The following is a 21217-nucleotide window of genomic DNA, read 5'->3' as shown; positions in this document are numbered from 1 at the left end:
CGATCCGGGGCCCTGCGTCGTCCGCGTAGGTTCCCCGCATGGCGCGGACGATCAGGTTCCACGAGACCGGCGGCCCCGAGGTACTGCGGATCGAGGACCTCCCGGTCCGTGCACCCGGACCGGGCGAGGTACGGATCCGCGTCGACGCGATCGGGCTGAACCGCGCGGAGGTCAACTTCCGCCGCGGGACGTACCTGGAGCAGCCGGTCCTCCCCGCCGGGCTCGGCTCGGAGGCCGCGGGCGAGGTTCTCGAGATCGGCCCGGACGTCGTGCGGTGGCAGCCGGGCGACCTCGTCTGCGTCGTCCCCGCGTTCTCCCAGAACGACTACCCGGTCTACGCGGAGGAGGCCGTCGTGCCCGCCGCGGCGCTGCTGGCGCGCCCGCCCGGCATGGACGCCGTCACGGGCGCGGCGGTCTGGATGCCGAACGTCGCCGTCTACGGCATGACCCAGGAGATCGTGCGCGTGCGGCCCGGTGACCACGTCGTCGTCACCGCGGCGGCCAACAGCATCGGGCTCGCGGCGGTGCAGGTGCTGCGCCACCTCGGCGCGCTCCCGATCGCCACCGTCACCACCGACGGGGGCCGGGACACGCTGCTCGCCGCGGGTGCGGCGGCCGTCCTCGTCGACGACGGGTCCGACCTCGCCCCGGCGCTGCGCGGGGCCACCGGCGGGGCGGGCGCCGACCTCGTCCTCGACGCCGTCGGCGGGCCGCGCGTGGCCGAGCTCGTGCGGGCCTGCGCGCGCGGCGGCACCGTGATCGTCCACGGCGGGCTCTCCGGTGAGCCCACTCCCCTGCCCGGCGGCCGCTACGCCCCGGTGTGGATGCGGCGCTACACCGTCTTCGAGATCACCGGCGACCCCGCCGCCCTGCGCCGCGCCGAGCACTTCGTGCGCGCCGGGCTGGCGTCCGGTGCGCTGACGCCGTCGGTCGACCGGATCTTCGACCTCGACGACGTCGCCGCCGCGCACACCTACGTCGACTCGCCGGACCGGGCGCCCGGCAAGCCGGTGCTGCGGGTGAGCCCTACTTCCCGCTGAGGGTGATGCCGGAGCCGCCGTCCTTCTTGTCCTTCTTCTCCGCGCGCTTCTCCTTGATGGACTTGCCGGACTTCTTGCTCGCGGACTGGCGGGGCGACTTGTCGGCCATGGGAACTCCCTGGTGCGCGCGAGGCGCGGTGGGTGGGGCCGCCGGGAACCGGACCGGGCGCACATCCTCGCTGCTGCCGGACTCGGTGTACGGGACGGGAGGAGCCCCGGGCGGCCGAAGGACCGACGCTACGCGCGACCGGCAGCAGGGTCCAGGTACTCCGGCTGCAGGATCCCCATCCGCAGGGCGTTGCGGTAGCGGCCGTCGGCGAAGAACTCCTCGCGCAGCTCGCCCTCGGTCACGAAGCCCACCTTCCGGTAGACGTGGATCGCGGCCGCGTTCTCGATGTCGACGACGAGGTACACCTTGTGCAGGTTGAGCACCGCGAACGCGTAGTCCAGCGCCGCCCGGGTCGCCTCGCGCGCGTACCCGCGGCCCTGGTGGGCCGGGTGCACGATGATCTGGAACTCGGCGCCGCGGTGGATGTAGTCGATCTCCACCAGCTCGACGATCCCCGCAGGCTGCCCGTCGGCCTCGATGACGAAGCGGCGCTCCCGGTTGTCGTGGACGTGCCGGTCGTAGATGTCGCGGAGCTCCACGAGCGCCTCGTAGGGCTCGGTGAACCAGTAGGACATGATCCGGGAGTCGTTGGTGAGGCCGTGCACGAACTCGAGGTCGTCGCGCTCGAGGGCCCGGAGCCGGATGGTCATGGGTCTCATCCTCCCCCGATCCCCAGGCCGTCCTGCATCGCCCCGCGACGCCCGAGCACCTCCGACACCCGGTCGCGGGTGGCCGGGTCGGCCGGCACGACCCGGAAGGGGTCCAGGTCGATGTGCACCGGGACCGCCTCGGCCCGGGTCACGGCGAACCCGCCGCCGGGCTGCCGGGTGAAGGTGAACCGCGCGATCACCGAGTCCTCCGTGGCGAACCCGCGGGTGGAGTGCTGGGCGACGTGGTTGCCCAGCCCGTACGCCGCCCACTCCCCGTCGATGCGCTCGAACGGCTGCACGACGTGCGCGTGGTGGCCGAGCACGAGGTCGACGTCGGGCGAGGCCAGCAGCGCACGCACCGTCTCCACCTGCAGCTCCGACGGGTCCGGGTCGTACTCCTCGCAGCAGTGCACGCTCGCGACCACCACCTCCGCCCCGGCCGCCCGCGCCCGCGCCGCGGCCCGCAGCGTCGCGGTGACGTCCGGGGCGTCGAAGGTGTCGACGGCCCACTCGCGGCCGGCGGGCGGTGCGACGCCGTTGAGCGAGAACGTCACCGCCACGTGCCCCACCCGCACCCCGCCCGCCTCGACGACCGTCGGGGGCTCGTCGGCGGTGCGGTGGGTGCCGGTGTGCGCCACCCCGGCGGCGTCGAGCGCGTCGAGGGTGCGGACCAGGCCGTCGAACCCGTCGTCGAGGGAGTGGTTCGACGCCGTCGAGCACAGGTCGTAGCCGGCACCGGCGAGCGCGTCGACGATCTGGGGCTGCACCGCGAAGCTCGGGTAGCCGCGGAACGGGCCCCCGGGCCCGGCGACCGGCGTCTCCAGGTGGCAGATCGCCAGGTCGGCGCCTTGGAGCAGCGGGGCGACGGGGGCCAGCACGCCGGAGAAGTCGTACCCGTCCCCGCGCTGCGCACCGGCGGTGAGCGACCCGCCCTGGTGGATCAGCACGTCACCGGTGGCGACCAGTGTGAAGGAGTCCGGAGCCGCGGCCGCGACCGGCGGTGCGGGCGGAGGAGAGGGTGCGGCGCAGGCCGCGAGCAGCGCGCACCCGAGCAGCCCGACGCGCAGGCGCACGCTCACCGGTCCGACGGCGGCGGCAGCACGCCGGGGGCCGGGCGCAGGCCGTCCACCAGCAGCGCGAGGTAGCGGCGCAGGTCGGCGGGGTCGGCGTCGTGGTCGTCCACGGTGGCGAGCGCCATCACCACGACGGCGGCGAGGTCGCGGGCGAGCAGCTCGGGCCGCACCAGCCCGGCGGCGGCGGCGCGGCGCAGCGGCCGCTCCATGGAGCGCAGGTACCCGTCGACGAGGTCGACGTCGATCGCGCCCACCTCGCGGGCCAGGCGCAGCACCGTGCGGTGCGCCGCGAACGACTCCACCGACGCCTCCAGCATGCCGACGAGGTCGCGCCACGGGTCGTCGGTGACGACCTCGGTCGCCGGGGAGATCTCCGTGGTCAGGACGTGCTCGACGACGGCGCGCACGAGCTGGTCGCGGTTGCGGAAGCGCCGGTAGAGGGTGGCGGCGCCGACCCCGGCGCGGCGCGCGACCTCGTCGAGCGCCACACCCGGGCCGACCTCCTCGAACGCGACGCCCGCGGCCGCGACGATGCGCTCGTGGTTGCGCGCGGCGTCCACACGCATCGCCCGGCCCGCCGTCATGCGCGGACTATCTCACCCGATGACCCGCAGCGCCCCGGACGGGCAGAGCGAGACGGCCTCCCGGGCGGCGGCCTCGTCGGCCGCATCGGGCTCCTCGACGAGCACGAGGACGATCCCGTCGTCGTCCTGGTCGAACACGGCCTCGGCGTTCATGACGCACATGCCCGCGCCGATGCACACGTCCCGGTCGGCGGCGATCTTCACGGTGTACTCCTCACCAGGTGACGGGCAGCGAGTGCAGCCCGTAGACGAAGTGGAACGCGCGGAACGGGACGTCCTCGATCGGCACCGCGAGCGCGAGGTCCGGGAACCGGCGCAGCAGCGCGGGGAACGCGATCCGCATCTCCATCCGCGCCAGCGGCGCGCCCAGGCAGTGGTGCACGCCGTGGCCGAACGCGAGGTGGCCCATCGCGCCGCGGGACACGTCGAGCACGTCGGGGTGCTCGACGTGGGCCGGGTCGCGGTTGGCGGCCGGCAGCGCGCACAGGATCGTCTCCCCCGCCGGGATCGTCCGGCCCGCGAGCTCGACCTCGGTGGTCGTCGTCCGCGCGACGCCGGTGTGCACGATCGAGAGCCAGCGCATCAGCTCCTCGACGGCCGGGTCGACGGTCGAGGGGTCGTCGCGGACCGTCGCGAGCTGGTCGGGGTGGCGCAGCAGGGCGAGCGTGCCCAGCCCCAGCATGTTCGACGTCGTCTCGTGCCCGGCGATGAGCAGCAGCGACGCGATGCCGGCGAGCTCGTCGTCGCTCATCTCCGCGCCGTGCTCGCGCACCAGCATCCCGAGCATGTCCTCGCCCGGGTCGGCCTTCGCGCCCGCGACGAGCCGGTCCATGTACGCACGGCTCTCCCGCTGCAGCGCGATCCGCTCGTCCATCGGGATGGACAGGTCGAGCTGGCGACCGGTGCGGTGCTGGAACTCGGCGCGGTCGGCGTAGGGCACGCCGAGCAGCTCGCAGATCACCAGCGACGGGATCGGCAGGGCGAACGACGGCACGAGGTCGGCCGGGCTGCCGGCCGCCTCCATCGCGTCGAGGTGCTCGTCGACGATCTCGACGATCCGCGGCTCCAGCCGCTTCATCCGGCGCACCGTGAACTCCGGGGTGAGGAACCGGCGCAGCCGCGTGTGGTCGGGCGGGTCGGCGGCGAGCATCTGCCCGGCCATCGCCCGGCGCTTCTCCTCCTCGGTGCGGGTGTCGCCCGGCATGCGCAGGGCGAGGCCGCCGGCGTTGCTGAAGCGGGTGGCGTCGCCGAGCACCTCGCGCACGTCGTCGTGGCGCGCGATCAGCCACGCGGGAACGCCGAACATCGTCTCGACGCGCCGGATCCCCTCCCCCTCGCGGACCTCCGCCAGCTCGGCGGCGGGATCGAACCGGTCGCGCCGCATGTGCAGCGGCGGAACGGGTGGTGCCTGGGTCATCCGATCGTCCTCTCCCCGACGTGCTCGACCCACCCGACGCTACCACCGAAGTGAGAGTGCACTCTCAGTTAGGACGAACCGGGCGATCTACGTGAAGAGCGCCGCCCGGAGCACGCGCACCTGTTCCGCCCGGAACTCCCGCGCCACCGGCCGGCCCCCGAACAGCGCGTCGAACCCGTGGAACGCGCCGGGGACGACGTGCCGCTCGCACGGCACCCCCGCCGCCTCCAGCCGGTCCGCGTACGCGAGGTCCTCGTCGTGGAACAGGTCGAGGGTCCCCACGCCGATCCAGGCGGGCGGCAGCCCGGCCAGGTCCGCCCGGCGGGCCGGGGCCGCGTACGGCGGGACCTCCGGCGAGCCGGGCTCCCGCCCGAGGTAGGACGTCCAGCCGTAGCGGTTGCTGCGTGGGGTCCACACGCGCACGCCGCGCGTGTCGAGGTCGGTGCGCAGCACGGTGCGGTCGTCGAGCATCGGGTAGACGAGCAGCTGGAACGCCGGCCGGACCGCACCGCGGTCGTGGGCGCACTGCGCGAGCGCCGCCGTGAGCCCGCCGCCCGCGCTGGCCCCGCCGATCGCGATCCGCCCCGGGTCGACGCCCGGGTGCCCCGCCAGCCACCGCAGCGCGGCGTGGGCGTCCTCCACCGCCGCGGGCGCCGGGTGCTCCGGGGCGAGGCGGTAGCGGATCGCGGCGACGGTGATCCCGAGCTCGCGGGCGAACGCGACACTTCCGGCCCCGTCCTGCTCGGGCGACCCGACGAGGTACCCGCCGCCGTGGCTCCACAGCAGCGCGGGCGCGGCCCCCTGCAGCGAGCGGGGCCGGTGGAGCCGCAGCGACACCCCGGGCGCGGTGACGTCGGTGACCTCCACGTCGTCCGGGGCGGGCGGCGTGCGCACGGGCAGCCGCCGGGCGAGCGCGACGGTGCGGGGACCGAAGGACAGGGGCGGGATGAACCGCCCGAGCCTCAGGTCGTCGTGGAAGGCGGGCACCGCCGTCAGAGCAGCTCGAGGATGGTGGCGTTGGCCTGGCCGCCGCCCTCGCACATGGTCTGCAGGCCGTAGCGGATGCCGTTGTCGCGCATGTGGTGCACGAGCGTGGTCATCAGCCGCGCACCGGACCCGCCGAGCGGGTGGCCCAGCGCGATCGCGCCGCCGTTCGGGTTGAGGACCTTGGCGTCGGCGCCGATGTCGGCGAGCCAGGCCAGTGGCACGGGGGCGAACGCCTCGTTCACCTCGAACGCGCCGATCTCGTCGATCGACAGGCCGGACTTCGCGAGCGCCTTCTGCGTGGCCGGGATCGGCGCGGTCAGCATGATCACCGGGTCGGCGCCGGCGAGGACGGCGGTGTGCACGCGCGCGATCGGCGTGAGGCCCAGCTCGCGGGCCTTCTCGCTGGTGGTCATGAGCAGGGCCGCGGAGCCGTCGGAGATCTGCGAGCTGTTGCCCGCGGTGATCGTGCCGCCCTCCGGCCTGAACACGGTCTTCAGCCCGGCCAGGCCCTCGACGGTGCCGCCGCGGCGGATCCCCTCGTCCTTCGCGACGCCGGCGACCGGCGCGATCTGGCCGTCGAAGCGGCCCTCGTCCTGCGCCGCCGCGGCCTTCTCGTGGCTGCCGATCGCGTACTCGTCGAGCTGGGTGCGGGACAGGCCCCAGCGCTCGGCGATCATCTCGGCCCCGACGCCCTGGTTGGGCCGCGCGCCGTCGTAGCGGGCGGCGAAGTCGGCGCCGTACGGGTCGGCCCCGTTGAGCGAGGACCCCATCGGCACCCGGCTCATCGACTCGACGCCGCCGGCGACGACCACGTCGTACTGGCCCGCGACCAGCCCGGCCGCGGCGAAGTGCACCGACTGCTGGCTCGACCCGCACTGCCGGTCGACGGTGACGCCGGTGACCGTCTCGGGCCAGCCCGCGGCGAGCACGGCGGTGCGCGCGATGTCGAAGGTCTGCTCGCCGATCTGGCTGACGCAGCCCCAGATCACGTCGTCGACCAGCGACGGGTCGACGCCGCTGCGCTCGGCCAGGCTGCGGAGCACGTGCGCCGACAGGTCGGCCGGGTGCACCCCGGACAGACCGCCGTTGCGCTTGCCCACCGGCGTGCGCACGGCCTCCACGATCACTGCGTCCCGCATGACCCACTCCGTCTCCCGCGGGGCCTCGTCACCCCGGCGTAACAGTCAGTCCTGACCCTACATCCGGGGAGGTCGCCGTCAACCCCGGTCCGGGCGCGCGACGCGCGTCACAGCAGGGGGTGCGGGAGGGGGCACGGGGGCGGGAGCCGCCGGGTGGCCGCCACACCGTTGGGGCGGCCGGTCGTGCCCGTGGAGTAGACCAGACCGACGCCCCCGATCTCTACGGCTGGGGTGACTCAGGTCTCCAGGAGTACCCGAGCGGTGTCGACCCACTGGGCGATGTGCGGGTCGCGGCGCGGGTCGCGCCGGTCGAAGGCGTAGACCAGAGCCACACCCCGCATGCTCGTGAGCAGCAGTTCCCGCAGCTGGGCGTACCGCGGGTGCCCGGCCAGCTCGGGGCCCCACATGGCGTCGACGCTCGCCCGGATCGCGCCGCCCAGGCGTCGCTCGTTCGGCAGGAGCGACTCGGCGATGCCGTCGTTGGTGCGCGCCGCCGTCCACAGCTCGACGGCGGCCCAGAAGTAGGGCTCGTGGTAGGTCAGCCACATGAACTCGACGACCTGGGTGATGCGGTCGACGCCCACCACCCCGACGTCCAGGCCGATCCGGTCGGCGGCCTCGCGCACGCGCCGGCCCGCCAGGTGCTCGACCGCGGCGACGAGCAGCGCCTCCCGCGACGGGAAGTGGTGCAGCAGGCGCCCCCGCGACACCCCGGCCCTGGCCTGGATCGCCAGCGTGCTGGCCGCGCTGAACCCGTCCTCCGCCAGGCACTCCACGGCCGCCTCGAGGATGCGCGACCGGCTGTCGACGGTGCGCTGCTCGCGGCGGGTCCGTTCGGTCGAGGAGGTGGGCACGGGCTCAGCCTACGGAGCACCGCACGAAACGGTCAACGCTGATCGTCACGCCGGGCGGTGCGCAAGGGCGTCGACGTCCCAGCCGGCCCGCGTCGCCCCGGCGCGGTACGCGGCCTCGTAGAACTCCAGCACCGTGACGCGGCGGTCCGGGGCCGCACGGGCGACCTCGTAGGGCAGGACGGCGAGGTGGCTCGCGCCGCGCTCGACCCAGCGGGCCCCGTGCGGCAGCGGGTCCCCGGCCAGCCCGGCGGGCTCCGGGGCGGTGTAGGAGTAGAACGCGGGCTCCGGGTACGTCGGGTCGCCGAACCAGAACCCGGAGCTGACGACCTCGCGGGAGTAGGCCTCGCGCGTCACGCGGTCGGTGCCGGGCGGGTGCTGCACGACCGTGTCGGAGAAGCGCGTGAGCGCGATGTCGAAGGTGTGCCAGAAGTGGTGCACCGGGCTGGTCTTGCCGGTGAACGCGCCCGCGAACTCCTCCAGCAGGAGGTTGACCTGGCTGAGCACCTGCCAGTACCGGGTGACCGCCGCCGGGTCGTACGTGGCGTGCTCGGTGTCGTCGGCGAAGGGCCGGTCGGCGTCGGGCAGGTCGAACGGGCGGGCGCCGTCGAGCACGGAGCCGTCGACCCCGACGGCCGTCAGCGTGTCGACGAGGCCGGCGTGGAAGCCGGCCACCGACCGTCCGACCAGGGGGAACGACGCCGCCCGCCCGTCGAGGGCGTTCACGACGAGCCGGTGGTCGAGGAAGTCGAAGTCGATCGCGAACGTCGGGTCCAGGCCCATCGGCCGGGTGGTCGTGCCCCGGCCGGTCAGGTGCAGGGGCACGTTCCACCAGTGGTTGCGCAGCGGGCTCGCGGCGAGCCGCACCTTGCCCACGACCTGGGCGAACCGGTGCAGGGTCGGGATCGTGCCGGACCAGCTCTCGTACGGGACGGCGGGGAGGAGTTCCACGGCCGCCGACGCTACCGGTCGGCCGCCTCCCCGCCCGCGGCCCGCACGATCGGGGCGACCTTCGTGCCGAGCAGCTCGATGCCGTGCAGCAGGTTGTCGTGGGCGAGCCGGACGTTCGTCATCTGCAGGGAGATGCGGTCGACGCCGCCCAGCGCGTCGGAGACGGCGAGCATCTTCGCGGCCACCGTCTCGGCGTCGCCGATGAAGTAGGCGCCGGTCGGGCCGGTGGTGGCCTCGTAGCCGCCGCGGGTGGGCGCGGACCCGCCGCGCTCCTTCGCGATCTTGGTGAAGATCTCCGACCAGCCCGGGTAGAAGTCGTCCTTCGCCTGCTGGGAGGTGTCGCCGACGAAGCCGAACACGTGCAGCCCCACCTTGAGCTGCGCCGCGTCGTGGCCGGACCGGCGACCGGCCTCGCGGTAGGCGTCGATCAGCGGGCGGAAGCGGTGCGGCTCGCCGCCGATGATCGCCACCATCAGCGGCAGCCCGAGCATCCCGGCCCGGATGAACGACTCCGGCGTGCCCCCGACGCCCAGCCAGATCGGCAGCTGCTCCTGCAGCGGCCGCGGGTAGACGCCCTGCCCGGACAGCGGCGCGCGGTGCTTGCCCGACCACGTGACCGTCGGGGACTCCCGGATGCGGAGCAGGAGGTCGAGCTTCTCGGCGAACAGCGAGTCGTAGTCGCGCAGGGACAGCCCGAACAGCGGGAACGCCTCGGTGAACGACCCCCGCCCGACGACCATGTCCATCCGGCCGCGCGAGATCAGGTCGAGGGTGGCGAAGTCCTGGAACACCCGCACCGGGTCGTCGGCGCTGAGCACGGTGACGGCGCTGTTGAGCCGGATCCGGCTGGTCCGCGCCGCGGCGGCGGCCAGCAGCACCGACGGGGCCGAGTCGTAGTACTCGCTGCGGTGGTGCTCGCCGATGCCGAAGGAGTCGAGCCCGACCTCGTCGGCGCGCTGGACCTCCTCCAGCAGGTGCGCCACCCGGTCCGCCGGGCTGACGACCTCACCGGTGCCCGGGTCGGTCACGGCGGAGACGAAGCTGTCGATCCCGATGTGCATGCCTCCATCCTGGCCGCACGGACCCCGGGTTCGCCGGTGAGGTGCGGCACTGGCGGCGCTCGGGTGCGCGCCGGCACGGATCAGCGCGGGCCGGTCACCGCTCGCGGACCGCGTAGGTCAGGTGGGTCACCCGCTGCCCCGGCTCCGCCCTGACCTGCTCCAACGCGACACGGCCCGCGTCGATGCCCTCGAACAGGCGGATCCCGGAGCCGAGCAGCACCGGTGAGAGCGCGATCGAGAACTCGTCGACCAGGCCGGCGTTCACGTGCTCCAGGATCGTCGCGCCGCCGCCCGCGATGCGGACGTCGCGGTCGCCTGCGGCGTCGCGGGCCCGGGCGAGCGCGGCCGCGACGCCGTCGTTCACGAAGTGGAAGACGGTCCCGCCCGGCCGCTCCCAGGGATCGCGCCGCTCGTGCGTCACGACGAAGACCGGCGTGTGGAACGGCGCCTCCTCCGGCCACATCCGCTCCCCGGCGTCGAACATGCGCTTGCCCATCACGCTCGCGCCGGTGCGGTCGAACGTCTCCCGCAGGATGTCGTCGTCGCGCCCGTCCTCACCACCCTCGCCGAGCCCCAGGTTCTCCCGGAAGAACCGCGTCGGGAACACCCACTGCTGCAGCTCCATCCACTGCTGCCCCATCAGCTCGGAGAGGGACCCGGGGGCGATGAAGCCGTCCAGCGACATCGACACGCTGAAGAACACCGTCCGTGCCATCAGCCCTCCGCTCCCGTCCGGACCGTCCCGGTGACGTAGGCGGCCAGGTTGCCCAGGGTCTGCCGGCCGCCCTCGATCGCGTGGTACCTCTCGACCGCCTCCTCGCGCAGCTCCCGGGTGGGGAACACCGTGCGCATCTCGATCCGGGTCCCCCCGCCGTCGGATGCGAACGTCAGTACCGACTCGAAGGCGTTCGGGTCGTCGGCGGACTCGCCGTGGCGCAGCGCGATCCGCTCCGGCGGGTCGATCCGGGTCCAGGAGATCCACTCCTGGTAGTCGGTGCCGTCCGGCCCGTGCATCACGAAGTCCCACACCCCGCCGACGCGGAACTCGAACGCCCGCGTGGTGGTGCTGAACCCCTCCGGCCCCCACCACCGCGACAGGTGCCGCACCTCGGTGAACGCCTCGAACACCCGCTCCCGTGGGGCGTCGATGACCCGGGAGACGACGATCTCCCGCTCGGCCGTCGCACTCATCAGCTACTCCTCCTGCCGTTCCTTCTCGAGGTCCTGCACGTACGCGTCCAACCGGTCGAAGCTCTCGTTCCAGAACCGCTCGAACCCGCCGGCCCACTCGTGGACCGGTCGCAGCCCGCGGGCGTCGAGGCCGTAGAGGCGCTGCTTGCCCGCCCGGCGGTCGCGGACCAGTCCGACCTCCCGGAGCACCCGCAGGTGCTTGGACGCCCCCGGCTGGGTCATCCCCAGCTCCTCGGCCAACTCGGTGACCGGCCGCTCCCCCGCCCGCAGCAGCACCAGGATCTGCCGGCGCTGGGGCTCGGCGATCGCGTTGAAGACGTCCGACGTCGTCGCTGCTCGTGCCACGGGCGAATCGTATTCCGATATCGGCATGTGTCAAGCAGGGAGGATCGCAGACAGGACGCAGTGCGCGAAGAGCAGACCTACGGGCGGTGTGCGAGCAGGGATTCGGCCAGACGACGACGCGCTGACCTGGGGTTGTTGCTCCTCCGACTGGATTCGAACCAGTAACCGCCCGATTCAAGATCAACACTTTTGGACGTTTGCGGTCGATGGCTGACACTGCGGATGACGTGCAGGATCACCCGCCCTACTCCCCCGAGCACCTACCGGCGTCGGTGGTCAGTGGTGGCGGTTAGAGGGAGGTAAGCGGTGCCGATGATCTCCGCCGGGCCTACGTCGCTACGCCCCCTTCCTCGTCGTCCTGGCCGCCTCATGGACCGCGCCGGGCGTGTCAACCCTGGAACCTCGACGCCGGCCCCGGCCCCCTTCGCCTCGTGGTGACGTCTACTGCGGGTACTCGGGCCGGGGTCGGTGTCGAGGCGCGAAGCGGGGTTGATGCGGTCGGTGCGGTCTATGACGCTCGGCGAGGACGAGGAAGCCAACGCCTCCTCACCCACGAGCCCGCAGCTCGACCGCGGCCCGTGACGTCGCCTCGATACCAGCGGCCTGGCGCTCGGGATCCAGTCCGAAGTGATCCGCCAACTCCAACCGCAGGAAGGCCGCAAGCTCAGGGGGCTCGGCGCCGTCCTCCAACTGATCCAGAATCGGCGCGATCAGGCAGTCGTACTCATCGTGTGGCGCGCCGTGTTCGATGATGCCGATCGGGTCCCAGCTGTTGAGAAGCTCGCGGAGTGCCGTCACTGGGCGATCGGCGGTGTCAGGTCCGGGGTCGCGATGCTCCATGCGGAGAGCTTATGGCAGGTGATCTTCGGTCGTCTCGTGCTGGTCCGTGGGCTCTGCGCAGCCCGGGCGCGTCGGCCCGTGAGCGGAGCGGCAAGGGCCAGAGCGCAGGAGGGCTGCGCCCGGCCCGCCAGGGCCGGCTTGAAGGCGTACAGAAAGTCCTCCCGGCCCGGAGGGATGGCTACACCGCGAGGATGCGCATCAGGTCCGCGCGCAGCGCCGGTGCAACCGCGACCGTCGAATCGGACCGCAGGGTGTGGGGCTCTCCGTGGCGATCAAGAACCTCAGCGCCCGCCTCCCGCGCGAGGAGCACACCTGCGACGGTGTCCCACGGCTTGTTGGCGAGCATGACGCTCGCGCCGATTCGACCTTCGGCTACCCACGCCAGGTCGACAGCGGCTGATCCGAACATGCGAACCCGCTGGGCGACAGCGGCGAGTCGTCCCGTGATGTCCAAACGCTCAGCGTTCTTCAACGTCGCACCGTTGCCCACGGCGTAGTCCCCGATGGCGACGATGGATTCCGCCAGCCGCTCGCCCCGGGCCCTGATCGGGGTGTCGCCCCGGAATGCGCCGCCACCGCGGAGGGCGGAGTAGCGGATGCCGAGGAACGGTAGGTCGATCACGCCGAGGACCGGACGCTCCTGGTGGACCAGCCCCAGGGACACACCGTACAGGGGCACGCCCTGCATGAAGTTGACCGTTCCGTCGATGGGGTCGAGCGCCCACATGAACCCGGATTCGCTGTCGCCGAACCGGCCGTCCTCCTCGCCGAGGAACCCCACGTCGGGAGCCACGTCGAGCAGGAAGGCGCGAAGCTCACGCTCGATCGCATAGTCGACTTCCGTCGCCGGGTCGCGGTCGCCCTTGATCGTGACCTTGCCGGGCTGGCGTTCGCGAACCATCAGAGTGGCGCGGTCCACGGCCTCAACTGCGATAGGCAGAAGCTCGGAAACGGTCGGCACCCGGCCAGTCTTCACGCACAGTCCCGGCCGCCCTCCCACAGGGCGGTGAACACTCGCTCGAAGCTGCCGAACATGCCGGACCCGTCCGGGCGCCTGCGAATGACGAACGTCGGTGAGTCCACTCCACGAGCGGCCGGCATGTAGGGCTGGGCGATGCACTGGCGATCGTCCAGGATCGTGATGTTGAAGCGGACCGGCTCGTCGTAGGTCCGCATCGTGACGCGCTCGCGCTCGTCGGCGGGCAGCTCGGCCCGTAGCCGGCGGAGCATCTGCATGTTCAGGCGGGTGAGGCTGGCGAGGTCACCGACGCCGTGACCTTCCTCGACCTCGCGCGCCCGGGTGGCGTCGCCATCAGGGTCGAGGAACAGCGCATGCACGATCGCGCCGCGGGCAAGGGTCGCGCGCAACCGCTGGTCGCTGTAGTGCTGGCACAACATGTTGAGCGACAGCCCGGCCGCCTTGATGCTCGATGCCTGGTCCAACAGCGTGTGCGGCGGCATCTGCTCGGCGAACTCGGCCCGGGTGGCGAACGCGGCCGTCAGGTCGGCGTAGGTCGCCCGCCGCGGCGCATCGGTCCCGTTGCCGGCAAGTCGGGCGGCCTGCTCGGCGTGCGCGGTGTCGGGCAGGGGTCGGCGGTCGTCCCAGGGCGCGAGCAGCTCGCCGGCCTTGACCCCGGGGAACATCGCCTCAAGGACCCGGCAGTGATCCGGGTGCGGGAGCTTCGACCCGCCGCCGGCCAGCCAGCGGTAGAACGTCGCCTTGCTCGGGTGCCGGCCCACGAGGGCGTTGTCGATCTGCTTCGCGGTCTTGTCGTACGCCCGGCAGAACGTGCGGTGCTCCTGCATGTGCCGCTGCCGCAGCATCGCCTTCAACAGTGTCTGAGTCTCACTCATCGCGTGTCCCCCTGCGAGTCGCCGACCAGCACATCCTACCGCAGATGAGACATAAATGAGACTACTTCGGACTGCTCGGGTCCGGGTGAGTCTCGGACGGCGCTGAACGAGACGGATCGGCCCGCACGGTGAGGACGTGTCACAGACCACACCGACCGCGAACCCCCACATCGCCCAGGAGGGCCCGTCATGGAACTGCTGATCGACACCTCGCGAAAGAGCTTCACCACCGGCCGCCCGTTCGAGCGCAAGGTCGACGAGAACGGCGTCCAGCGCCTCGACCGCAAGACCCGCCTGCCCCTGTGGGCCGCACAGCTCGTCGTGATGGACGAGCGCGGCGCCGACACGATCGTCGTCACCCTCGCCACTCCCGAGCCGCCGCAGCTCCAGCAAGGCCAGCCCGTCACCCCGGTGCACCTGGTCGCGCAGCCCTGGTCCCGCAACGGCCGCGAGGGCGTCGCCTTCCGCGCCGACGAGGTCCGCGCGCTGTCCGCGGCCAAGAGCGCGTGAGAGAGGAACGATCATGGAGGATCTGACGATCGTCGTCGGCACCGCCGACGCCGCCGCGCTGCACGACTCCTACGCGGACCTGAGCCGCCGCCTCGACGAGGCCGACGCCCAGATCGACGCAATCGCCGATGAACTCGCCCGCTTCGACGACGACCAGGACGACGAGCGCCAACACCTGCTCGCCGAGCTGGACCGCCTCGACATCGGGCGCAACGTCCTGCTCGGCTGGGTGTCGGCGTTCTACGCCGCGTACGTGTTCGCCCTGCGCGGCACCGACACCCCCTGGCTCGACCGAACGGCCAGGACCGCGACGCAGTTCGTCGACGCCTCCGGGTGCGTCGTGCGCCCGCTCGCCCCGGCTCGGATGCGGGGCCGGCGATGAGGGGCACCGTGCGCACCCCGCGGGAGCGGCTGTCCCGCTCGGAGCCGTTCGAGATCTTCACCCGGCCCCAGCGCTCTCGTCCGGCCCGGCTGCTTGGGCTCGTGATCCGCTGGCGGGCCGAGCTGGTCGTCGCCGCCATCGCCGTCTCGGCGTGGCTGTGGCTCACCGACCGGATGCCCGCGTGGGTCGCCGGCATCATCGTCACCGCGCTCGCGCTCGGCACCGCCGCGTGGCCGCGCTCGCGCCGCTACGTCCTGCACCGCTGCTATGCGGTCATGACCCGCCACCGGCTCCGCGCCGCATGCAGGGAGCGGCGGATCATGAACTACTCGGGCAACCTGCCCTTGCAGCTCTGGTCCCGACCCACCCCGGTTGGAGAACGCGTGTGGCTGCTGCTGCGCGCAGGGATCGACGCCGGCGATCTCGAACGCAACCTGTCGCACCTCGCTTCCGCGTGCTGGGCCGCCGACGCCCGGATCGCCGCCCACCGCAAGGTGACCGCGCTCGTCACTCTGGACATCGTCCGCCGCGACCCCCTCGTCGGCGCCCCGGTCGCGTCCCCGCATAGCACCCCGGTACCCGTGCCGGTGCGGTTGCACGCGGTGCCCGAGTTCGGGGGTGGTCGCAGTGCGTAGCCTGCCCCGCCTGCGCAAGCCGCGGCCCCGCCCGGCCCGACCGTTTCCGCCGTCGATCTTCGACCCGATCTATCTCGGGATCGACGAGAACGCCGCCGCCGTCCTCATCACGCTGATCTACAAAAACCTCCTGGCCGCCGGCGAACCCGGCTCAGGCAAGTCCGGCGCGCTGAACAACATCTGCGCTCACGCCGCCCTCGCCACCGACTGCCGACTCTGGCTGATGGACGGCAAGGAAGTCGAGCTCGGGCTCTGGCGCTCCTGCGCGGACCGGTTCATCGGCCCCGACCTCGGCGAGGCCATCGACACCCTCGGCGAGCTACAGGCCGAGATGCAGCACCGCTACGCCTACCTCCGATCGGCCGACCGCCGCAAGATCGAGCGCGACGACTGGACCGACGCGATCGTCCTGGTGATCGATGAACTCGCCTACTACTCCGCCACGGCCGGGGACAGAAGCAGCGTGACCAGTTCTCGCTGCTGCTGCGTGACCTACTCGCCCGCGGCCGCGCCGCCGGGGTGATCGTCGTCGCCGCGACCCAGCGGCCCAGCCACGACATCATCCCGACCTCGTTGCGGGACCTGTTCGGCTACCGGCTCGCGTTCCGCTGCACCACCGAGACCAGCTCGGACATCATCCTCGGCCACGGCTGGCACGCCCGCGGCGTCGACGCCTCCACCATCGACCCGGGCGAACCCGGCGTCGGCTGGCTGCTCGCCGAAGGTGGCGTCCCGATCCGGATGCGCTGCGCCTGGCTCACCGACGACGACATCGCCGCCATCGCCCGGAGGGCCGCCGCATGAGCCGCCCCGACCTGCGCCCGCTCGACGTCGAGCCGGTCAACATCCGGCCCCCGTTCGACGTGCGCCGGACCCTGATCTACGACCTGGAAGCCGCCCGGCTCGACTTCCTCTCCGCCGTGCACGAGCCGCTGACCGGGATCGTCCTCGGCACCTACGACGAGCGGATGCTCGCCTGGCTGGCCGGCTGGGACACCCCCACCGTCGGAACCTTCGTATCGCTGCTGCACCGCGCCCGCGCCGCCCGCCCGCTGCCTCGGGGTGATCGGTGATGGGCGGCCACCGGGGCACCGAGTACCGGCTGATCATGCTGGTGATCTGCGGGGTGTGCGCGCTCGGCCCGCTGTCCGCGGCGTTCCCGATCGTCGAGCACTACGCGAACATCGGGCTCGGCCTACTGCTCGCCATCGGCGGCCTGGCCTGGGTCTTCCGAGCTGTCCGCCGCGAGGTGCGGATCCGCGCCAGGCTGCGCGCCCTCGACGGTCGCGACCCGGCCAGACAGAACCAGACCGCGGTTGCTGCTGTGCACCCTGCGAACGGGGGCCGCTGGTGAGCGCCCCGGCCCGCTCGGGTGTCAAGCGGGCGTTGACGGGCAACGGGATGCCCCGGGTGGTCGAGAACGATGCCTTCGCCGCGTTCGGGCGCCGGATCATCGCCGCGGCCGGCCGCCGTGTCGGCTCCGGGGATGTCGATGCGCTGCCCGACCTCGCCGCGCTCTCCGCCACGGTCGACGACGCGCTCGCCGCCGCGGTGACCGGGCTGCGCAGGGCCGGCTACAGCTGGTCCGAGATCGCGGCCCGGCTCGGCATTACCCGCCAGGCCGCGCACCAGCGGTGGGGCCACCTCGAGCCCGGAACCTCGGCATGAGCACCGCGCCGGCCCCGACACGGCCCACCCCTGCGCGCTGGGCCGGCGCGAACGTGACCGACCTCGTCCGCCGCGCCGGCTCCCCGGACTACCCGGCCTGGCAGGGACACGTCCGGGCCGCGGCCGGCTGCGCGCACCCGATCCGGCTCCGCGGTGATCTGCACACCGTCGAACCCGCCACCGGCCGCATCACCTCCACGACCGGCACAGCCGCGATGCCCGACGGGGTGCTCTACGTGCCCTGCGGCAACCGCCGCGCCGTGGTCTGCCCCTCCTGCGCCGAGACCTACCGGGCCGACACCTTCCAGCTCGTCAAGGCAGGCCTGTCCGGCGGCAAGGGCGTCCCGACCACCGTCGCCGAGCACCCGTGCGTGTTCCTCACCGGCACCGCCGGCTCCTTCGGCCCCGTCCACACCCACCACCGCGACGGCCGGCCCTGCCGCCCCCGCCGCGACGCCGACACCTGCCCGCACGGCGTGGTCATGGAGTGCCGCGCCCGCCACACCGACACCGACCGCATCGTCGGCCGGCCGCTGTGCCTGGACTGCTACGACCACGACCACCAGGTCGTCTGGAACGGCTACGCCGGCGAGCTGTGGCGCCGCAGCATGAACACCGCCAACCGGCTCCTGCGCCGCCTCGGCGACCGGCACGGAGTCAAGCTGCGGCTGTCCTACGCCAAGGTCGCCGAGTTCCAGCGCCGCGGCGTCGCCCACACCCACGCCATGGTCCGGCTCGACGGAATCGACCCCGCCGACCCCGACGCCGTGACCGCCCCACCCGTCTCGATCACCGCCGGACACCTCGCCGTCCTGCTGCACGACGCGCTCACCGCGACCGCGTTCACCACCGAGCCGCACCCCCGCCGGCCCGACGGGTGGCCGATCGCCTGGGGCTCGCAGATCGACCCGCGACAGGTCCGGCTCACCGTCCGCGACATCGACGACCGCGGTGAGATCACTACCGGCGCCGTCGCCGGCTACCTCGCCAAGTACGCCACCAAGGCCACCGAGATCACCGGGCACGCCTCCGCCCGGATCACCGACGACACCATCGCCATCCACGCCGACCCCACGACTCACGTCGGCCGGCTCATCGGCGCCTGCTGGCGACTCGGGCGCCCACCCGTGCAGGTCCTCGCCGATCACCGCGACTGGGCCCGCCACCACGACCCGGACGACGTCGGGCCGCTCGACGAGTGGATGGCCGGCTACGGCCGCCTCCGACGCTGGACCCACATGCTCGGCTTTGGCGGGCACTTCTCCACCAAGTCCCGCCGTTACTCGACGACGCTCGGCGCGCTGCGCAACGCCCGCCGGGCCTGGCGCCGCGAACACCTCCATGACACCGGCCCCGACCTCGTCGAGCACGGCCAGGCCCTCGACGACGAACCGACGGTCGTCATCGCCTCGCTCGCGTTCGCCGGCATCGGCTGGCACACCACCGCCGACGCGCTGCTCGCGAACACCGCGGCCGCCAACGCACGCGAGCACCGACTCACCGCCCGCGAGGAGCTGGCCACCGCCGACCTGCCCTGAGAGGCCCCGATGCACCGCGACCGAGACGACCACGACACGACGAACGGAAGGATGATCATGCCCACCACCACGCCACCGCTGTGGACCGTCGAGGACGTCTCGACGTACCTCGGAGTCCCGGTGATGACGATCTACCACTGGCGCCGCAGCGGCTACGGCCCGAAGGGCGCACGGGTCGGCCGGTACCTGCGCTACCGCCCGGAGGACGTCCGCGGGTGGTTCGATGCGCAGAGCCAGAAGGCCGGCTGAGGAGGCCCACGATGGCGCGACCACCGTTGCCGATCGGCACCTACGGCAGCATCAGCACCGAGAAGATCGGCGGCGGCTTCCGCGCCTGCACACGCTTCCGTGACCACGACGGCGTCACGCGGAAGGTCGAGCGCAACGGGGCCACGCCCGCGGCGGCGAAGAACCGGCTCCGGGAGCACCTGCGCGACCGGGCACAGCAAGGACCGCGCGACGGCCTCAACGGCGACTCACGGTTCAGCGTGGCGGCGACGGAGTGGATCGAGGGCGTCGACCGGCTCGTCGTGCAGGGCCAGCGCTCGCCGAACACGGCGCAGCTCTACCGGCTCAACCTCGACACCCATGTCCTGCCTGCGCTCGCGGAGCTCCGCCTCCGGGAGGTCACGGTGCCGCGGCTGGATCGCTTCGTGCAGACGGTCCAGCTCCACAAGGGTTCCGCCACGGCCAAGATCGCGCGGACGGTCGTCTCCGGGGTGCTCGGGCTCGCGGTGCGGCACGGCGCAATCCTGTCCAACCCGGTCCGCGACGTCGGGCGGATCGTCAGCACGCCGGCCCGGCAACCGCGCGCGCTCACGCAGGACGAAAGGCACGAGTGGGTCACCCGCCTGCACGGTGACCGGGACGCCGTCCGCAAGGACCTGCCCGACCTGTGCGAGTGGATGCTCGGTACCGGCGTCCGCATCGGCGAGGCGCTGTCGGTGAGCTGGGAGGAGGTCGACCTCGCTGACGGCACCGTCGAGATCGACCACACGTTGATCCGCATCAAGGGCGTGGGGCTGATCCGCAAGACCACCAAGAGCAGCGCCGGTGAGCGCACGCTCCGACTGCCGGCCTTCGCCCTGTCGATGCTGCGCCGGCGCAAGCTCGCGGCCGGTGGACGCGGACCGGTGTTCCCCGACTCGGCCGGTGGCTGGCGGGATCCGTCGAACACCAGCCGAGATCTCCGCAACGCCCGCGGCTCGGCCGAGTTCGCGTGGGTGACCTCGCACGTGTTCCGCAAGACCGCGGCGACGGAGATGGATCGGGCCGGCCTCTCCGCTCGGCAGATCGCCGACCAGCTCGGGCACGCGAAAGTGTCGATGACGCAGGATCGCTACCTGGGCCGGCGGGCCGTCGATCGGCAGGCCGCGGATGCTCTGGATCGTGCTCACCGCGACGCCAAGCGTGAGGGCGACGAGGGGGTTTCCGCCGGGTAACCGCCGGGTGATCTTGCAGAGAGATCAGGCGGCAAGCCGCTGACCTGGAGTTGTTGCTCCTCCGACTGGATTCGAACCAGTAACCGCCCGATTAACAGTCGGGTGCTCTGCCGTTGAGCTACGGAGGACCGTATCGACGGGGTGCTACCCCGTCCGGCCCCGAAACCATAGCGCACCGCCACCGGGCGGACGGGTGGGGGTGGGTCGGGCAGGATGGGGCGGTGCCGGGGAGGTTCGTGCGCTACGTCGCCCTCGACGAGGACGCCGCGGGCACCGGCTACCCGTTCGACCTCCCCGTCGTCGACGGCCTGCGCCGCGCCTGGTTGACGCTCGGGCCGGGGGTCACGTTCCTGGTCGGCGAGAACGGCTCCGGGAAGTCGACGCTCGTCGAGGGCATCGCGGTGGCGGCCGGGTTCAACGCGGAGGGCGGGTCGCGGTCGTTCCGGTTCGCGACCCGGAGCAGCGAGTCGTCGCTGGGGCGGGCGCTGCGGGTGGGGCGGGCGCCGGGGCGGGAGAGGACGTCGTTCTTCCTGCGCGCCGAGTCCTACTACAACGTCGCGACGGAGATCGAGCGGCTCGACCGGGAGGGCGGCGGCCCGCCGCTGATGCCCGCGTACGGCGGCGTCTCCCCGCACGCGCGTTCCCACGGCGAGTCGTTCCTCGACCTGCTCACCCACCGCTTCCACCCCCGCGGCCTCTACCTCCTCGACGAGCCGGAGGCCGCGCTGTCCACCCGCGGTTGCATCCGCGCGCTGCGCCGGATCGACGAGCTGGCCCGCGGCGGCTCGCAGTTCCTGATCGCGACCCACTCCCCCGTCCTGCTGGCCGTCCCGGGCGCCCGGATCCTGGAGATCGGCGACGACGGGTCGCTCACCCCCGTCCGCTACGACGACGCGCTGCCCGTCCGCGCCACCCGTGCGTTCCTGGCCGACCCCGGCCGCCATGTCTGA

Annotated in this window: 30 protein-coding genes and 1 tRNA gene; 13 read left to right on the top strand and 18 right to left on the bottom strand. The window is 72.8% G+C overall.

The features are described from left to right. Positions 1-38 precede the first annotated feature (38 nt). On the top strand, positions 39-1040 hold the full coding sequence (locus tag I4I81_RS01045; RefSeq protein ID WP_218604727.1) for a zinc-dependent alcohol dehydrogenase family protein: 1002 nt from the start codon (positions 39-41) through the stop codon (positions 1038-1040). Here the strand turns inward: I4I81_RS01045 and I4I81_RS31115 are convergent. The 17 genes from I4I81_RS31115 to I4I81_RS00965 form a co-directional block, all read right to left on the bottom strand. Then, on the bottom strand, positions 1027-1149 hold the full coding sequence (locus tag I4I81_RS31115; protein ID WP_267460856.1) for a hypothetical protein: 123 nt from the start codon (positions 1147-1149) through the stop codon (positions 1027-1029). The genes I4I81_RS01045 and I4I81_RS31115 overlap by 14 nt on opposite strands. A 128-nt stretch (positions 1150-1277) precedes the next feature. Further along, a complete protein-coding gene (gene speG / locus I4I81_RS01040; protein ID WP_225924450.1) occupies positions 1278-1799 on the bottom strand; it encodes a spermidine N1-acetyltransferase in 522 nt (173 codons plus the stop codon). 5 nt (positions 1800-1804) lie between these two features. Then, the gene (locus tag I4I81_RS01035) at positions 1805-2878 is read right to left on the bottom strand and encodes a CapA family protein (protein WP_218615725.1); all 1074 of its coding nucleotides are present in this window, start codon (positions 2876-2878) and stop codon (positions 1805-1807) included. Continuing rightward, positions 2875-3456 (bottom strand): TetR/AcrR family transcriptional regulator, encoded by a 582-nt coding sequence (locus I4I81_RS01030; RefSeq protein ID WP_218605683.1) that lies wholly within the window; start codon positions 3454-3456, stop codon positions 2875-2877. The genes I4I81_RS01035 and I4I81_RS01030 overlap by 4 nt, the downstream gene beginning before the upstream one ends. Positions 3457-3468: 12 nt before the next feature. Continuing rightward, positions 3469-3660 carry a ferredoxin gene (locus tag I4I81_RS01025; protein ID WP_218605684.1) on the bottom strand — a complete coding sequence of 64 codons (192 nt, stop codon included), beginning with the start codon at positions 3658-3660 and terminating at the stop codon, positions 3469-3471. A gap of 10 nt (positions 3661-3670) precedes the next feature. After that, positions 3671-4873: a cytochrome P450 gene (locus I4I81_RS01020; protein ID WP_218605685.1), complete on the bottom strand. Its 1203-nt coding sequence runs from the start codon at positions 4871-4873 to the stop codon at positions 3671-3673. 87 nt (positions 4874-4960) lie between these two features. Then, on the bottom strand, positions 4961-5860 hold the full coding sequence (locus tag I4I81_RS01015) for an alpha/beta hydrolase (protein WP_218605686.1): 900 nt from the start codon (positions 5858-5860) through the stop codon (positions 4961-4963). Between the two features lie 5 nt (positions 5861-5865). Further along, on the bottom strand, positions 5866-6999 hold the full coding sequence (locus I4I81_RS01010; RefSeq protein ID WP_218605687.1) for a thiolase family protein: 1134 nt from the start codon (positions 6997-6999) through the stop codon (positions 5866-5868). Between the two features lie 236 nt (positions 7000-7235). Next, on the bottom strand, positions 7236-7853 hold the full coding sequence (locus I4I81_RS01005) for a TetR/AcrR family transcriptional regulator (RefSeq protein WP_218603446.1): 618 nt from the start codon (positions 7851-7853) through the stop codon (positions 7236-7238). 45 nt (positions 7854-7898) lie between these two features. After that, a complete protein-coding gene (locus I4I81_RS01000) occupies positions 7899-8801 on the bottom strand; it encodes a DUF5996 family protein (protein WP_218603445.1) in 903 nt (300 codons plus the stop codon). A gap of 11 nt (positions 8802-8812) precedes the next feature. Next, positions 8813-9862 (bottom strand): LLM class flavin-dependent oxidoreductase, encoded by a 1050-nt coding sequence (locus tag I4I81_RS00995; RefSeq protein ID WP_218603444.1) that lies wholly within the window; start codon positions 9860-9862, stop codon positions 8813-8815. 94 nt (positions 9863-9956) lie between these two features. Further along, on the bottom strand, positions 9957-10577 hold the full coding sequence (locus tag I4I81_RS00990) for a dihydrofolate reductase family protein (protein WP_218603443.1): 621 nt from the start codon (positions 10575-10577) through the stop codon (positions 9957-9959). Then, positions 10577-11053: an SRPBCC family protein gene (locus I4I81_RS00985; RefSeq protein WP_218603442.1), complete on the bottom strand. Its 477-nt coding sequence runs from the start codon at positions 11051-11053 to the stop codon at positions 10577-10579. Before I4I81_RS00985 ends, I4I81_RS00990 begins: the two co-directional genes overlap by 1 nt. A gap of 3 nt (positions 11054-11056) precedes the next feature. Next, positions 11057-11398: an ArsR/SmtB family transcription factor gene (locus I4I81_RS00980; RefSeq protein WP_218603441.1), complete on the bottom strand. Its 342-nt coding sequence runs from the start codon at positions 11396-11398 to the stop codon at positions 11057-11059. Positions 11399-11944: 546 nt separating this feature from the next. Continuing rightward, a complete protein-coding gene (locus tag I4I81_RS00975) occupies positions 11945-12238 on the bottom strand; it encodes a hypothetical protein (RefSeq protein WP_218603440.1) in 294 nt (97 codons plus the stop codon). Positions 12239-12416: 178 nt separating this feature from the next. Beyond that, a complete protein-coding gene (locus tag I4I81_RS00970) occupies positions 12417-13199 on the bottom strand; it encodes an inositol monophosphatase family protein (RefSeq protein WP_218603448.1) in 783 nt (260 codons plus the stop codon). 11 nt (positions 13200-13210) lie between these two features. Then, on the bottom strand, positions 13211-14092 hold the full coding sequence (locus I4I81_RS00965) for a DUF5919 domain-containing protein (protein WP_218603439.1): 882 nt from the start codon (positions 14090-14092) through the stop codon (positions 13211-13213). Positions 14093-14281: 189 nt separating this feature from the next. Here I4I81_RS00965 and I4I81_RS00960 point away from each other — a divergent pair, with 189 nt between their 5' ends. Genes I4I81_RS00960 through I4I81_RS00910 form a run of 11 tightly spaced genes read left to right on the top strand, consistent with a single transcriptional unit; the run spans position 14282 to position 20267 of the window. Then, positions 14282-14602: a hypothetical protein gene (locus I4I81_RS00960; RefSeq protein WP_218603438.1), complete on the top strand. Its 321-nt coding sequence runs from the start codon at positions 14282-14284 to the stop codon at positions 14600-14602. 13 nt (positions 14603-14615) lie between these two features. After that, positions 14616-14984, top strand: a complete 369-nt coding sequence (locus tag I4I81_RS00955) for a hypothetical protein (protein ID WP_218603437.1) — start codon at positions 14616-14618, stop codon at positions 14982-14984. After that, positions 14981-15619, top strand: a complete 639-nt coding sequence (locus tag I4I81_RS00950; RefSeq protein ID WP_218603436.1) for a hypothetical protein — start codon at positions 14981-14983, stop codon at positions 15617-15619. The genes I4I81_RS00955 and I4I81_RS00950 overlap by 4 nt, the downstream gene beginning before the upstream one ends. Next, entirely contained in the window at positions 15612-16142 is a 531-nt protein-coding gene (locus tag I4I81_RS00945) for an FtsK/SpoIIIE domain-containing protein (protein ID WP_226363671.1), read from the top strand. The genes I4I81_RS00950 and I4I81_RS00945 overlap by 8 nt, the downstream gene beginning before the upstream one ends. After that, entirely contained in the window at positions 16139-16423 is a 285-nt protein-coding gene (locus I4I81_RS00940) for a hypothetical protein (protein WP_225924448.1), read from the top strand. Before I4I81_RS00945 ends, I4I81_RS00940 begins: the two co-directional genes overlap by 4 nt. Beyond that, the gene (locus I4I81_RS00935; protein ID WP_218603435.1) at positions 16420-16692 is read left to right on the top strand and encodes a hypothetical protein; all 273 of its coding nucleotides are present in this window, start codon (positions 16420-16422) and stop codon (positions 16690-16692) included. Before I4I81_RS00940 ends, I4I81_RS00935 begins: the two co-directional genes overlap by 4 nt. After that, positions 16692-16973, top strand: a complete 282-nt coding sequence (locus I4I81_RS00930) for a hypothetical protein (RefSeq protein WP_218603434.1) — start codon at positions 16692-16694, stop codon at positions 16971-16973. The genes I4I81_RS00935 and I4I81_RS00930 overlap by 1 nt, the downstream gene beginning before the upstream one ends. Before the next feature lie 56 nt (positions 16974-17029). Then, positions 17030-17287 carry a hypothetical protein gene (locus tag I4I81_RS00925; protein WP_218603433.1) on the top strand — a complete coding sequence of 86 codons (258 nt, stop codon included), beginning with the start codon at positions 17030-17032 and terminating at the stop codon, positions 17285-17287. Further along, the gene (locus tag I4I81_RS00920; protein ID WP_225924447.1) at positions 17284-18825 is read left to right on the top strand and encodes a replication initiator; all 1542 of its coding nucleotides are present in this window, start codon (positions 17284-17286) and stop codon (positions 18823-18825) included. Before I4I81_RS00925 ends, I4I81_RS00920 begins: the two co-directional genes overlap by 4 nt. Before the next feature lie 57 nt (positions 18826-18882). Continuing rightward, positions 18883-19074 (top strand): helix-turn-helix transcriptional regulator, encoded by a 192-nt coding sequence (locus tag I4I81_RS00915; RefSeq protein WP_218603432.1) that lies wholly within the window; start codon positions 18883-18885, stop codon positions 19072-19074. Positions 19075-19085: 11 nt separating this feature from the next. Next, complete coding sequence (locus I4I81_RS00910; protein WP_218603431.1) at positions 19086-20267, top strand: tyrosine-type recombinase/integrase; 1182 nt, start codon at positions 19086-19088, stop codon at positions 20265-20267. A gap of 56 nt (positions 20268-20323) precedes the next feature. On the opposite strand, the gene I4I81_RS00905 is transcribed toward I4I81_RS00910, so the two are convergent. Beyond that, a tRNA-Asn gene (locus I4I81_RS00905) sits at positions 20324-20395 on the bottom strand. A gap of 93 nt (positions 20396-20488) precedes the next feature. On the opposite strand from I4I81_RS00905, the gene I4I81_RS00900 reads away from it, so the two are divergent. Further along, on the top strand, positions 20489-21217 hold the full coding sequence (locus I4I81_RS00900) for an AAA family ATPase (RefSeq protein WP_218615724.1): 729 nt from the start codon (positions 20489-20491) through the stop codon (positions 21215-21217).

Origin of the sequence: Pseudonocardia abyssalis (assembly GCF_019263705.2) — a bacterium.
Classification (GTDB): domain Bacteria; phylum Actinomycetota; class Actinomycetes; order Mycobacteriales; family Pseudonocardiaceae; genus Pseudonocardia; species Pseudonocardia abyssalis.
This window is presented reverse-complemented; position numbering and strand designations above follow the sequence as displayed.

Coding starts and splice junctions, on each gene's coding strand:
- I4I81_RS00975 (WP_218603440.1), bottom strand. CDS start 12,238: ATGGAGCATCGCGACCCCGGACCTGACACCGCCGATCGCCCAGTGACG.
- speG (WP_225924450.1), bottom strand. CDS start 1,799: ATGACCATCCGGCTCCGGGCCCTCGAGCGCGACGACCTCGAGTTCGTG.
- I4I81_RS00955 (WP_218603437.1), top strand. CDS start 14,616: ATGGAGGATCTGACGATCGTCGTCGGCACCGCCGACGCCGCCGCGCTG.
- I4I81_RS01020 (WP_218605685.1), bottom strand. CDS start 4,873: ATGACCCAGGCACCACCCGTTCCGCCGCTGCACATGCGGCGCGACCGG.
- I4I81_RS01010 (WP_218605687.1), bottom strand. CDS start 6,999: ATGCGGGACGCAGTGATCGTGGAGGCCGTGCGCACGCCGGTGGGCAAG.
- I4I81_RS00915 (WP_218603432.1), top strand. CDS start 18,883: ATGCCCACCACCACGCCACCGCTGTGGACCGTCGAGGACGTCTCGACG.
- I4I81_RS00950 (WP_218603436.1), top strand. CDS start 14,981: ATGAGGGGCACCGTGCGCACCCCGCGGGAGCGGCTGTCCCGCTCGGAG.
- I4I81_RS00960 (WP_218603438.1), top strand. CDS start 14,282: ATGGAACTGCTGATCGACACCTCGCGAAAGAGCTTCACCACCGGCCGC.
- I4I81_RS00995 (WP_218603444.1), bottom strand. CDS start 9,862: ATGCACATCGGGATCGACAGCTTCGTCTCCGCCGTGACCGACCCGGGC.
- I4I81_RS00930 (WP_218603434.1), top strand. CDS start 16,692: ATGGGCGGCCACCGGGGCACCGAGTACCGGCTGATCATGCTGGTGATC.
- I4I81_RS00920 (WP_225924447.1), top strand. CDS start 17,284: ATGAGCACCGCGCCGGCCCCGACACGGCCCACCCCTGCGCGCTGGGCC.
- I4I81_RS00935 (WP_218603435.1), top strand. CDS start 16,420: ATGAGCCGCCCCGACCTGCGCCCGCTCGACGTCGAGCCGGTCAACATC.
- I4I81_RS00910 (WP_218603431.1), top strand. CDS start 19,086: ATGGCGCGACCACCGTTGCCGATCGGCACCTACGGCAGCATCAGCACC.
- I4I81_RS00990 (WP_218603443.1), bottom strand. CDS start 10,577: ATGGCACGGACGGTGTTCTTCAGCGTGTCGATGTCGCTGGACGGCTTC.
- I4I81_RS31115 (WP_267460856.1), bottom strand. CDS start 1,149: ATGGCCGACAAGTCGCCCCGCCAGTCCGCGAGCAAGAAGTCCGGCAAG.
- I4I81_RS01045 (WP_218604727.1), top strand. CDS start 39: ATGGCGCGGACGATCAGGTTCCACGAGACCGGCGGCCCCGAGGTACTG.
- I4I81_RS00965 (WP_218603439.1), bottom strand. CDS start 14,092: ATGAGTGAGACTCAGACACTGTTGAAGGCGATGCTGCGGCAGCGGCAC.
- I4I81_RS01030 (WP_218605683.1), bottom strand. CDS start 3,456: ATGACGGCGGGCCGGGCGATGCGTGTGGACGCCGCGCGCAACCACGAG.
- I4I81_RS00985 (WP_218603442.1), bottom strand. CDS start 11,053: ATGAGTGCGACGGCCGAGCGGGAGATCGTCGTCTCCCGGGTCATCGAC.